At 40.2% G+C, this 12588-nt stretch carries 16 protein-coding genes; all 16 read right to left on the bottom strand.

The window, feature by feature from the left end; genetic code table 11:
- Window positions 1-4: 4 nt before the first annotated feature.
- The gene (locus AACM45_RS08730) at window positions 5-499 is read right to left on the bottom strand and encodes a GNAT family N-acetyltransferase (protein WP_339142086.1); all 495 of its coding nucleotides are present in this window, start codon (window positions 497-499) and stop codon (window positions 5-7) included.
- Window positions 500-525: 26 nt separating this feature from the next.
- Window positions 526-1014, bottom strand: coding sequence for a DUF6428 family protein (locus AACM45_RS08725; RefSeq protein WP_339142085.1), 489 nt, complete (start codon window positions 1012-1014; stop codon window positions 526-528).
- An 11-nt stretch (window positions 1015-1025) separates the two neighbouring features.
- On the bottom strand, window positions 1026-1349 hold the full coding sequence (locus tag AACM45_RS08720; protein ID WP_339142084.1) for an ArsR/SmtB family transcription factor: 324 nt from the start codon (window positions 1347-1349) through the stop codon (window positions 1026-1028).
- An 83-nt stretch (window positions 1350-1432) separates the two neighbouring features.
- Window positions 1433-1873, bottom strand: coding sequence for a YtxH domain-containing protein (locus AACM45_RS08715; RefSeq protein WP_339142083.1), 441 nt, complete (start codon window positions 1871-1873; stop codon window positions 1433-1435).
- A 52-nt stretch (window positions 1874-1925) separates the two neighbouring features.
- A complete protein-coding gene (locus AACM45_RS08710; RefSeq protein ID WP_339142082.1) occupies window positions 1926-2312 on the bottom strand; it encodes a VOC family protein in 387 nt (128 codons plus the stop codon).
- On the bottom strand, window positions 2309-2764 hold the full coding sequence (locus AACM45_RS08705; protein WP_339142081.1) for a DUF1801 domain-containing protein: 456 nt from the start codon (window positions 2762-2764) through the stop codon (window positions 2309-2311). The genes AACM45_RS08710 and AACM45_RS08705 overlap by 4 nt, the downstream gene beginning before the upstream one ends.
- Window positions 2765-2793: 29 nt before the next feature.
- Window positions 2794-3726 carry a 2-hydroxyacid dehydrogenase gene (locus AACM45_RS08700; protein ID WP_339142080.1) on the bottom strand — a complete coding sequence of 311 codons (933 nt, stop codon included), beginning with the start codon at window positions 3724-3726 and terminating at the stop codon, window positions 2794-2796.
- A gap of 54 nt (window positions 3727-3780) precedes the next feature.
- Complete coding sequence (locus AACM45_RS08695) at window positions 3781-4146, bottom strand: cupin domain-containing protein (RefSeq protein WP_339142079.1); 366 nt, start codon at window positions 4144-4146, stop codon at window positions 3781-3783.
- 45 nt (window positions 4147-4191) lie between these two features.
- Complete coding sequence (gene mgtE / locus AACM45_RS08690; protein WP_339142078.1) at window positions 4192-5544, bottom strand: magnesium transporter; 1353 nt, start codon at window positions 5542-5544, stop codon at window positions 4192-4194.
- Window positions 5531-6403: a 16S rRNA (adenine(1518)-N(6)/adenine(1519)-N(6))-dimethyltransferase RsmA gene (gene rsmA, locus AACM45_RS08685; protein ID WP_339142077.1), complete on the bottom strand. Its 873-nt coding sequence runs from the start codon at window positions 6401-6403 to the stop codon at window positions 5531-5533. Before rsmA ends, mgtE begins: the two co-directional genes overlap by 14 nt.
- 28 nt (window positions 6404-6431) lie before the next feature.
- Entirely contained in the window at window positions 6432-6749 is a 318-nt protein-coding gene (locus tag AACM45_RS08680; protein ID WP_339142076.1) for a gamma-glutamylcyclotransferase family protein, read from the bottom strand.
- Window positions 6750-6751: 2 nt separating this feature from the next.
- Entirely contained in the window at window positions 6752-7063 is a 312-nt protein-coding gene (locus AACM45_RS08675) for a DUF4286 family protein (protein ID WP_339142075.1), read from the bottom strand.
- Window positions 7064-7136: 73 nt separating this feature from the next.
- The gene (locus tag AACM45_RS08670) at window positions 7137-8921 is read right to left on the bottom strand and encodes a tetratricopeptide repeat protein (protein ID WP_339142073.1); all 1785 of its coding nucleotides are present in this window, start codon (window positions 8919-8921) and stop codon (window positions 7137-7139) included.
- 57 nt (window positions 8922-8978) lie between these two features.
- Window positions 8979-10250 carry a serine--tRNA ligase gene (gene serS / locus AACM45_RS08665; protein ID WP_339142072.1) on the bottom strand — a complete coding sequence of 424 codons (1272 nt, stop codon included), beginning with the start codon at window positions 10248-10250 and terminating at the stop codon, window positions 8979-8981.
- 59 nt (window positions 10251-10309) lie between these two features.
- The gene (locus tag AACM45_RS08660; RefSeq protein ID WP_339142071.1) at window positions 10310-11620 is read right to left on the bottom strand and encodes an HTTM domain-containing protein; all 1311 of its coding nucleotides are present in this window, start codon (window positions 11618-11620) and stop codon (window positions 10310-10312) included.
- 3 nt (window positions 11621-11623) lie between these two features.
- Complete coding sequence (locus AACM45_RS08655) at window positions 11624-12547, bottom strand: bifunctional riboflavin kinase/FAD synthetase (RefSeq protein WP_339142069.1); 924 nt, start codon at window positions 12545-12547, stop codon at window positions 11624-11626.
- Window positions 12548-12588: the final 41 nt, after the last annotated feature.

Here is a 12588-nt window from a genome sequence, read left to right as displayed (position 1 = left end):
TTGTTCAATCAATACCAACGGTTTTACTACGTCGTTCAAAGAGTAGATTGTCTTTCCAAACCCCGTCTTTGGTTTTACCCACCCGTTCCCGTTTTCCTAAAAAACGAAAACCGACCTTTTCGTGCAACTGGATACTTGCATGGTTCTCAGGAAAGATCCCTGATTGCAAGGTCCAATAACCGGCAGTCTCGCTTTCTGCGATTAAACTATGAAAGAGTCGTTTGCCAATTCCCTTACCCCTGCTTTCTTTGTTGATGTAAATACTCACTTCAGCAACACCGCCATAAACGCACCTTCCTGAAACAGGTGACAGTGCTGCCCATCCTAGAATTTCAGTATCCTTTTCAGCTACTAAGCGACATGCTTGTACATGTGCTGCATCCCAATTGGCATAACTGGGTAGTTCACTTTCAAAAGTGGCATAACCGGTTGCCATTCCTTCAGCATAAATTCTAGAAACAGTTAACCAATCGTCGGGTGCCATCGGTCTGATTGTCATATTGATACTTAGTATAACGGTAAAGCTTAGCAACAACCACTGCCCGGTGCACAAGCCGATGACGTTACGGTTTCAACTTCTTCAGGAACACCACAGGTAGCTTTTGCTTTGCAGTCTGTCTTTTCCACTGCAAGTTTAATGACAAATTGCGTATCATTCCAGACGACATCGTTAACAAATAGTTGTGCTGTGTGAAAGGTATCGTTACTATACTCAAACTTGATCTCGGCGTCTCTGACCATAGGTTTGATCTGATCTACTTTATTAAGGATGTCAAGTGCCTTAAAAGCTGACATGAATGCTGTCTTGTCTTTCTCTTTTGGGCTTTCCCATAACTGAACGATCGTTTCTTTCCAGAAATCACCGTTCGCCCCACAATCAATGGCATCAACGGTTATATTTTTAATTTCGGTAATATGGTAGTTGGCACCTACAAAATGTCCCGGGGTGTATTCAAATAAAAGCTCTTTATTCTTGTGGGCGTTCAGTAATTCTAAAAATTCGCTTGTTTTCATACGTTTTGGTTTTAACAGCAATTGCTTTTTGTGGTATTAAAAAAGGAGTTCAATGTTTTTTGAATGGCATTCCAAGTATTTAAATTGATACAATAGCATACTTTTTTACCTTCGATTTCACCTTTTATCAGGTCAATATTTTTAAGTTCTTTTAAGTGTTGTGATACCGTGGGTTGTGCCAAACCTATTTCATCAACAATATCATTACAGATACAGGCATCTTGTTTGCTAATGTATTCGAGAATCGCAATACGTGCTGGGTTGGCCAATGCCTTGAAAATAATGGCCATTCGGTTTTGATCTTGGTTAAATATCTGTGTTTTTGTAATGCCCATATCAAATATTTATATATTGCAATATTACGATGATAAATGAAATTAAAAAAGGCCAGGATAAAATTTCTGACCTTTTGTATATATTATAGTGATTTAAACCAATCTTGAAAGTAGTCCCCTACCAAGAATACTTTTTTCTGTTCACCACTAAATGAAAATACCAAACTCATAACCCATAAGATAAACGGAAAAATCCACGCGATTAAATTGATCACGGGTATTAACCCCAATACAAACCCCAGTAGCATGATACCCAAAACTTGTCTGATATAGAAAGAGCCAACTTCCGTTTTATTTCCATTATTCATAACGAGTGCGATTATCCACCCGATCAGGGTGAGATGCGCTATTATCGCTACGGTCTTACCGCTATCGGGATTGTCTTTACTGAATACCTCTTTGGCATCTTCCTTGAAATCTTTTGCAGCTTCTTTGGCATCATCGGCAACTTCTTTTGCTGCGTCTTTGGCCTTGTCAAAAGCTTCTTCAGCCTTATCCCCTAAATCTTTTTTTTCTTCAGACATAATTCTAATTTGTTGGTTAATTGAAGTTTAAATGTAATAAAATATTCGATTGTTATAAAAATGCTTTATCAACAGGTTCCCAAAGTTCCAATTTGTTGCCTTCTGGGTCTAAGATCCAGCCAAATTTACCATATTCGTATTCTTCAATTTCACCAACAATGGTGACTCCCTCTTTTCTCAGTGCAACCAGTAATTCTTTCAAGTTCTCCACTCGAAAATTCATCATAAACTGTTTTTCACTGGGTTGAAAATAGCCCGTATCCTCGTTCATAGGGCTCCACTGTGTAGAACAATCGTTTCCCTCTTTATCCTTCCACCAAAAAGTACATCCGTATCGGTCCGTATTTAATCCGAGATGGGTTTTGTACCAGTCTTTGATCTTATCAGGATTTTTGGTTTTGAAAAAGAACCCACCGAGTCCCGTTACCCTTTTTTTCATCGTTTTACATTTTTCTCGTACAAAGTGATCCAATCTTCTGGCGTCATTTTTTGGCATAACTCCGCTATCAAATCATAAGGGATGGTTTCGACTTTTTTGAATCGAACACAACTTTTTCCCATATCCAATTTCGTTTTTACATGCTTTGGATATTCGGTGACGAACCAATCATGTAAATCAGGATTCGCATAGATGCCAGAGTGATAAAGTGCCACAAAGTTCTTTTGCGAAGCGATATTGATGAAGGGCAAGGGCAGCTTGGGATCGCAATGGTATCCATCGGGATATACCTCATGTGGAACAACGTACCCTATCATTTTATAGCTGATACGTTCTTGAAACCCCGCAGGGAGGTTGATTTTAACTGTTTCCCTCAATTTATTGACCGCTGTTTTTCTTTCTTCGGGTAGTTTTGAGATGTATTCGTCTACCGTGTTCGCGTCAATAGTCATAACTTTTTGGTCTTGGTTGGCCAATAAAGTTAACAAAAATTAGCTTTCACCTTATTTACGATGGTTTGGGCCAGTTTTTCATGGCTTTCAACGGTCCATCCCGCCACATGTGGTGTCAACAGTACATTTTTCGCTTTGCGAAGGTATTTGAAGGCTTTTGGCTTTTTGGTGAACATGGTTTCAAACGACTTTTTTTCATATTCGAGCACATCCAGCCCCGCACCCAAGATTTGACCTGATTTTAGGGCTTCTACCAAATCATCCGTGACCACACATTTGCCCCGTGCGGTATTCAAAAGCCAAAATGGTTTTTGAAAGCCATTGATAAATTCAGTATTTACCATGCCAGTAGTTACATCTGTTTGTGGCACATGTAAACTGATAACATCTGATTTTTGTTGTAATTCAAGAACACCTACTTGCCGTGCATTATCATCGCCGACACCGCCAATAAGGTCATAACAGATCACCTCTGTTTCAAAACCCCGAAGCTTTTTCGCAAAGGCTTTTCCCATGTTGCCATAGCCAATGATGCCCACGGTTTTTCCATTCAACTCCGTACCTCGATTTCCTTCCCTGTCCCACTTTCCTTTTCGCACTTCTTTATGTGCCTTGTTCAACTTATTGAATAGACTCAATAGCATACCCAAGGCATGTTCCCCAACTGCATTGCGGTTGCCTTCTGGGGCAGAGGCTAAAAAAACACCTTTCTCTTTGGCATAGTCGATGTCGATATTTTCAAGTCCGGCACCAACCCTACCAATAAACTTTAGATTCGTTGCTTTATCCAAAAAAATACGATCTATGGGAAATCTGCTTCTAATGACCAACCCATCGTATACATGGATTTTCTCTAGAATTTGTTCTTTTGATGAGGTGTAATCCTCATCGTTCTCAAAGCCGAGCTCCCTAAATTGATCCAAGAGTAGGGGGTGATTGGTATCTACATGAAGTATTTTCATATGTTTTTAGTCGTTGGTTTTTACAATCTCTAACTAAGAATCGGTTTGGTGTAACTAGATTTTAGGGTAATGGGTCTGGGTCATTTCATGCTGCACTTCGCCTGTATGGGCGGTATTCTGTTTTTCAAACAACAATAAATGTACTTCTTCATCATCTTTGGTTGAAGGGCAATGTTCCACACCCTTGGGTACCACAATTAGCTCCCCTTCATTGACTACTTCGGTGCGGTCCCTAAATTTCATGTAGAGGGTTCCCTTTAAAACTTGAAAGAGTTCATCTTCATTTTCGTGGGCATGCCATACGAATTCCCCTTTTATCTTGGCCAAAATGACTTGCATGTCATCTACGGTGGCAATTTGGTGGGGGTGCCACTGTTTGGAAAATAAACGATGTTTTTCTTTCAGGTTGATAGCTTTCATGGTGGTGCTTACAGTTAGCCAATTGAAGGTAGGTACATTCTTATGTTAGATTCCTAAAATCAGTTTAGCAATTAAAAAGTAAATTAAAATACCAAAAATATCATTACTAGTGGTGATAAAAGGCCCTGTTGCTATTGCGGGATCTACCCCCCTTTTATGTAAAAATAGCGGTGTGAACGTACCTACAAATCCCGCCACTACGATTACGGCTATCAATGATATGGAGATGGCCAGGGCAATCATAAAATCCCCTTTCCAAATCCAGGTAAAGAGTAGCAAGATCGCGGCCAATATGACCCCGTTCAATAGCGCTAACAGTATTTCTTTGATCAACCGACTGCCAATGCTCCCTTTTAAGTCGTCGTTTGCCAAACCCTGAACAATAATGGCACTTGATTGCACCCCTACATTACCAGCCATAGCGGCGATCAATGGTGTAAAAAGAAACAACGTAGTATACTTGCTGAACATTTCTTCAAAACCGCCCATAATATACGCAGCGGCGGCACCACCGAATAACCCTAAGATGAGCCAGGGGAGGCGTGCCCTTGTCAACTCCCAAATACTATCATCCGCCTCAACATCTTGAGAGATACCAGCGGCCAATTGGTAATCTTTATCGGCCTCTTCCCGAATGACATCCACAATGTCGTCAATGGTAATACGACCCACTAAACGCCCAATTTCATCTATTACCGGAATAGCCTCTAAATCATACTTTGACATAATTTTGGCCACTTCTTCAGGCTTTTCATTTACATTGACCGAATCAACTTTTGGAATGTAAATTTCCCGAATGTGTGTTTCAGTGGATACGGTCAACAAATCTTTTAAAGAGAGCCTGCCTATCAGGCGCTCTTCGGTATCAACCACATAAATGGAATGGACACGGGTTACGTTTTCGGCCTGTGCCCTCATTTCGCGTACACATTTGGTAACCGTCCAATTTTCATAGACTTTGACCAGCTCTTTGGCCATTAATCCCCCAGCGGAATCATCGTCATAACGTAAGAGGTCTACAATATACTTTGCATGTTCACGATCTTCAATTTCTGAGATGACCTCGTTAACGATCTCTTTTGGTAGCTCACCAACAATATCAGCGGCATCGTCAGTATCCAGCTCTTCAATTTCACTGGCAATCTCTTTAGGGGAGAGATTGTTCAGAATTTCTTCACGGATGTCCTCATCAAGCTCCGTAAGAATATCGGACGTTTTTTCGCTATCTAAGAGTTTGATAAGATAGGTAGCCTCGTCTCCTTTAAGTTCATTGGTGATTTCCGCTATATCGGCATAATGAAACTCTTTCATGAGCGAACGCAATTGCTCATCGTCTTGATTTTCAATTAGCGATCGTATCCGTTCTACGAGCTCATCGGTAAGTTTAAATGGAGTCATTTGAAATCTTCTTTGTGAGGGCTATAAAATCTGCAACCGCCATTTGCTCTGGTCGACGGTCAAATATAGCATCTTCTTTAAGATTATCTGAAAGATTAAAGGTTTTGAGGCTGTTACGAAGTGTTTTTCGTCTTTGGTTGAATGCCGCCTTCACCACTTTGAACAACAACTGTTCGTCACAATCTAAATGAAAATCTTTTTTTCGGGTCAAGCGCAGTACCCCAGATTGAACTTTCGGTGGCGGGTCGAATACCTGCGGATGCACGGTGAACAGGTATTCTGCATCATAGAAGGCCTGAACCAGAACAGAAAGTATTCCGTAAGTCTTGGTTCCCTCTTTTTCGCAAATGCGTTGTGCGACCTCTTTTTGAAACATACCTGAAAATTCAGGAATCCGTTCGCGCAAGTCGAGCATTTTAAAAACGATCTGTGTAGAAATATTGTAAGGAAAATTGCCCGTTATGGCAAACTGTTGGTCAAAAAATAGTTTTGAAAAATCGAACGTTAAAAAATCAGCCTCAATAACCCTAAGGCTTTCATCGTTCTTCAAGACTTTTGGATGTTCAAGAAGAAAACTATGATTTAAATATACGATGGACTCTTCATCTAAATCCATCGCTACCAAATGAATTCCGCGCAATAAAAGATATTTGGTCAACACGCCCGTGCCAGGGCCGATCTCGAGAACATTGGTATACCCTTTCAAAGAGAGGGTGCCAGCGATTTTTTTGGCGATGTCCTGGTCTTTCAAAAAATGTTGGCCAAGATGTTTTTTTGCTTGAACCGGTGAATCGCCACGCCTGTTTTTAGTTCCCTTTTTTTCGTAGAAAACGTTTCGCTGCTTTCCTTTCTTAGGCATGCCCTCTTTTAGTCGCAAGATAGCACGATCAATTCACATGTGGCAGGTATGCCCAAGCTTTTGTACCTGATTTAAGGGTGACCAGTTTGCGTGCGTAATTCAACGATCTATAAGAATCAATTTTGTACAGGTCGAGATTTGAAATTGGGTAAAGTACCCCTTTTACAGCGTCTTTTACATCGTTGGTAGGTTCAATTATAGGGTGTTGATCCGTTGTTTGTTTCTCGAACTTTTTAAAACCGACCAATATATCTTTGGTTCCTTTGAGTTTTCTATTCAAAACCGCCTGTTGTACCTCATGTTCCTGTAATCTTCCGTATGAAAAAAGTTTATGTGTTGTTCTCAAGGTTATTGTTCACTAATGATTTCTAATTCTGTTCTGAAAGCTACAAATTTATCGGCAAAAAGACGAAGCCCGGCCGATTGCATTCTATCTGCATCTTCTTTATAGTATAAATTAAGGGTCTCACGATCTTTGACCCGATATTGAACGGCATAGGTCAGACCACCCATTTCTTCTTCAACCAACACCTTACAGATTTTGGCCCCTGTAAATTTTTTTGTGGAGAGCATATCCGGAATATGTTCACATTTCATCCATTGAAGCCAATCTTCATGAACCGATTCATCAATGTTAATGGTGACATTGTAGATGATCATACATTTTGGTTTAAATGTCGGTAAAGATAACCCATCTCTTTCGAACTGGGTGTTTTGCGTATCGTCTGAGCCGTTAATTGATTAGATCACCTCGTAGCCTTCTGAAATTTTTACGTGCCTGTGGAAAATAATAGCTGTCTTGGTAATCGTATATTATTTTCTCATAATGGCTTTTCGCCTTTTCAGGATCATCGAAATGCTTCTCGTACAATGTGCCAAGGGCATAATGGGCATCATCCGCGAGAATACCATCACTATAAAATTCCACTATTTTTTGATAATTGAATTGGGCGCCTTCGAAGTTCTCAATTTGCTCATAAATCTTGCCTTGCCTCAACAGTGCTTCATCCTCAATTTTTTCACCTTTGTGATTTTTAAGAATATCCTCTAATACGGTGATGGCCTGTTGGGTTTTCTTCTGGTAGGCCAGTAGGTCTGCCCTTGCATATTTTTTCAATGCGGTCTGTGTTGAATCCTCCAAAGAATTATCAGAAATCAATAAACTCAACTGCATGGCGTCATTTGCGATCAATTGAGAGGTGGAACCCCTCAAAACCTTTAGTTGGGTCAAAGCCCAATCGAAGTCACCTTTATAAAAACTGGTCTGGGCAACCTTGAATCGGGCATCCTGTCCTAAAACATCGTTTTTAAGGCTTTTCTGAATTTGCGAGAAATAAATCAAAGCTTCATTAAAACGTTGGTCAAAGACCAGAATATTACCTAAAGCCAATTTTATGTAGGCTTTTCCGAATCTACCCAAAGGTTGTTCAAGTCCCTTTTTCAACATCTCTATGGCAGGCTCTGGATTTTCTCTTTGAAACGTTAGAAAATTAGCATACGCAATCTGAAGCTGCAGGGTCTGTGGGTCATAACCGTAGTTTTCAAGTAAAGATTCGAATCGTTTTTCTACGGCATTCAATGCTTTTGTGTCGGCATTCAATAACTTGATATCTATCAAACTTAATTCTGCGTTCAGTGTGGTCGTGGCTTCGTTTGAATTCTCGACAATAAATTCAAATGAGTCTACAGCGGTTTCGAGTGCCTTGTTCTCTTGTGCGATCTCGCCAAGATTCTTTAAGCGGTTCAATGAGGCACCTTCAGTTCGTTTGTAAATGGCTTTTTCTTGTGCGAGGGCACTCTTGTATTGTTTTTGTTTCACGAAAAGCCAGCTTAACAGCTCATTCCAGATGATATTAGGATTCTTCTGTGCATTCTGCAAGAGTATTTTTCGAAGTTTAACATTGTTGATGTCGGTTGGATCTTCAGAGATGAAATCATCTATATTTCGAAGCACATTGTTGCGAGATGATTTACCCTCATAGATCAACTTAAGATAAGATCGGTACATTTTTTCAATATCACCTTGTTCCCCATAGATGCGTGCCAGTTGAAAATCGTAGTTCAGATCCGGTTTTAACGACATGGCCCTGGTGTAAGCGGCAATTGCCTCATCAAGTAGTGCGTATTTTTGAAAGCGATATCCGATGCTATAGCCGAAATTAGGATTCTCATCAATTCTTTGAATGGCTTTTTCAAAAAATTCCCCGGATTTTTCCGGAAGGCCCTGAAGTTTGTAATTATAGCCTAATTCTATTAGAAAAGTGGGGAAAGCGCTGCCCCCTTTGATTTTATTTAAAAGAAATGATTCTGCTTTTTCATATTGTTCCAATTGCTGGTAACAGGCAACAAGCCCTTCTGCATAATCGGTTCTTCTCGGATTGTTTTCGACCAGTTTCTCATAGAAAACCACTGCTTTTTCAAACTCCCCATCATTAAAATATTGTTTGGCCAAAAAATCTTGTTGTGCCGACACCACCAAAAAAAAGAGGAAGAAAAAAATAGAACAAATGCTTCGCATGGTCTAAAGATAACGTACCGACCCCTTAAATTATGTTAACCGAATCAGAAATTGAGCTTAGTTGATTTTGTCGAATCCACAGTAGGGCACTAGTACTTCGGGTATTTGAATTCCTTCATCGGTTTGGTAATTTTCTAAAATACCGGCCAAAACGCGTGGTAGCGCCAATGAGCTGCCGTTTAAGGTATGTGCCAATTGACTTTTACCATTCTCATCTTTGAACCGAAGTTTTAAACGATTTGCCTGATAGGTCTCAAAGTTGGATACCGAACTAATTTCCAACCACCGGTCTTGGGCCGTGGAAAATACCTCAAAGTCATAAGTCAAGGCAGCGGTGAAACCCAAGTCGCCACCACATAAACGGAGGATGCGATACGGTAGTTTCAATTCTCGAAGTATGTTTTTGACATGTTCAACCATTTCATCAAGGGCTTGATATGATGTTTCAGGTTGCTCTACACGAACAATTTCTACTTTATCAAACTGATGCAGACGGTTCAGGCCTCGAACATGTGCCCCATAGCTGCCAGCTTCTCGTCTAAAACAAGGTGTGTATCCGGTATATTTAATGGGGAATTTCCCTTTTGCTATTATTTCGTCACGAAAGATGTTGGTTACCGGTACTTCTGCCGTAGGAATTAAGTACAGGTTATCGGCTTGTACATGGTACATCTGACCTTCTTTGTCTGGTAACTGTCCGGTGCCATACCCCGAGGTTTCGTTGACCAAATGCGGTACTTGAATTTCGGTATACCCCGCAGCTGTATTTTTATCAAGAAAATAAGCAATTAACGCACGTTGTAATCTTGCACCTTTTCCTTTATAAACAGGAAAACCCGATCCAGCTATTTTTACGCCCAACTCGAAGTCTATGATGTCGTATTTTTTCGCCAACTCCCAGTGGGGTAGGGCCTGTTTCGTTAGTTCAGGAATAGTGCCCTCACGAAACACTTCTTCATTGTCTTCATCTGAATTGCCCGACGGAACGGATTCATGGGGGACATTGGGGATTTGGAAAAGTAATTCTTGCAGGTCTTTGGAAGTTTGGTCCAAATCATCCCCTAATTTTTTAGAGGCTTCCTTCAGGCTAGGGGTTTTTGCCTTCAAATCATTTGCTTCTTTTATCTGCCCCGATTTGAAAAGCATTCCGATTTCTTTAGAGTGTTTGTTTAATTCTGCCAAAGTAGCATCAAGTTCCGTTTGAATGGCACGCCTTTCTTCGTCTAGTTTTATAACGCTATTCAGCACCCCGGTTGCATCAATGTTCCGCTTTTTCAGGGCATTGCTATAAGCATCTTTGTTCTCTCGTATCTTTTGTAATTGGAGCATAGCGTTTATTTAGCGTGGCAAATTTAATTTTTTGCAGGTGAAGCGACAATGTTTATGTTCTAATCTCGGGGTAAAATCCATTCATTGTGTGAGAAATGTTTCCAAGGCACGGCAGCCAAGTCCACATTAGGGTCAATAAAGGTATGGTACTTTCCTTGGTTTACCTTAACCCTCGAATTGACAAAAATACTGATGTTTTCTCCCTTCTCGTTATATTCTTTTTTCAAATATTGCGCAAATTGCCATGCAAAATCAGGGTAACATGCCACTTTTCGCCTTTGTTTCTTGGTCAAGTAGTCATTTAAATTTACAATGGACTCAGCATTGTTCCGATGGTTGACAATACGATAACTAATGGTGCCAGACCTGCTTCTAAGCATCATACGCCAGCTTAATCGATGGCCTTCTTCAGTCCAAAGCACATCACTGTTGAAGGTGTGATGACGCAATGGTAATAGCAATTGTATTATGAAATAGGCGCCAAGTGCGATTAAAATCCAGTTATGGTTTTTTGGCAATTTTAGGTTTTCTGAAACGGGAACCCTTTTGGGTTTTAAAAAAATATTTCGAATCGTCTGTGGATTAAAAAAGAAGACACAAAACGCTAGGGACAAATAAGGGAAAATTCCGATTTGAAAAACAATACTGTTAAATAAATGAAAGAATATCGATAAGGCAAAAGCTACTTTTCGGGTAGGCTTCCATAAAAGGGCCGGTACGACCAAGAGATCAAATAAAATACCAAAAACACCGATCATCTGATGTACCCATTTTTGCTGCAAAAATTCCCCGATCAAAAAATAGTCTTTCTTGCTTCGCATCAAAATCTCGATAATGCTCAAATCGAGCCAATCACCGTATAGTTTGGCGACAGAGGCGTAGGTATAGACGATGAACAATTGCAAAATGATGATCCACCTAACATAATTGAACATTTGATGGGCCTTTAGACCTGTATTGTAATGGGCGTCTACTGAGTGACTCTTGTGTGCCGGTAAAAAACCCATGATAAAAGCAAGTAACATCAAAAGGTAGTAGTGGTTGTTATATGAGGTTTTCTGCATGAGATAGGCTCCGGCCCACATAAAGGCAAATGCGAAAGCGCTAAAACGGTATTTAAAACCCAAGGTGATGAATATGCCAAAAATACCCATGAGTACGAAATAGAAATACATCCCGTTTCCGGGTAGCGGTTGTAGCCATTCAAAACCGATAAAACTAAAAGTGAACCGGGGCTCTATAAAGGTTCTTCGAACCCAACCCGTAGCAATGGCGCCGAAAGCTTCCGCACAGATTAAAACTCCGTAGAAAACCCGAAACACAATGAGTTGGGCATTGTCTATTTTTTTAAACAAAAATTGGTTCACCACGTTTTAAGATATTAACCGTAACGAGTTTTCCTTATCCTTTTCAAGCTGTTCCCGTAGCAATTCCACAGATTCAAATTTATGCTCTTCCCGTATTCTTTTGATAAGCATTACCTGTATCTGTCTTTCATAAAGGTCTTCATTAAAATCAAAAAAGTGGATTTCAAGGCTTTTTTCCTTCCCATTTACCGTAGGGTTAAAGCCGATGTTCATCATGCCGTAAACAAGTTGATCGTTAAAAAAGCCCTTAATGACATAAACCCCATTTTTAGGAATCAGTTTATAGTCTTCTTCAATATGCAGATTGGCGGTCGGAAATCCGATTTGTCGTCCGAGTCCTTTTCCCTTTTTAATGACACCCGTTAACATAAACGGATAGCCCAGGTAGTTGTTTGCGGTTTCGACAGCGCCATTTAGCAATGCTTTTCGAACTTTGGTCGAGCTTATGGATACCTGGTCAATTTCTTGTACCGGTATCTCTTCGACATCGAAATCAAAGGTGTTGCCAAAACTGGTGAGGTCATTGATATTGGCATTTCGGTTTCGACCGAATCTATGGTCATACCCGATGATTATTTTTCTGACCTTAAGTTGACCCACCAGAATGTCCCTCACAAACTCAAGTGCGGAAAGTCTTGAAAATTCTTTTGTAAAAGGGTGCACGATTAGATAATCCAACCCTAAATCGGCCAAGACCTGTTTTTTCTCACCCATCGTATTCAGCATCTTGATATCGGTATCTTTTTGAAGTACCATCCGCGGATGCGGAAAAAAAGTCAATACGGCGGATTTGGACTTTGAAATTTTGGCATCATTTATGAGACGATTTAGGATACTGCGGTGTCCGATGTGAACACCATCAAAGGTTCCAATCGTTAAGATTGTTTTTTCCGGTGAATTGAACTGAGAGATTCCTTGGATTGTTTCCACTGCATAAAAAAATAAAAAAGGCTTACTTTTGAATATAGATA

The sequence above is a fragment of the Croceitalea sp. MTPC5 genome, assembly GCF_036985505.1.
Classification (GTDB): Bacteria; Bacteroidota; Bacteroidia; order Flavobacteriales; family Flavobacteriaceae; genus Croceitalea.
The sequence above is the reverse complement of the archived record's forward strand: the minus strand, read 5'-3'. Positions and strand labels throughout refer to the sequence as shown.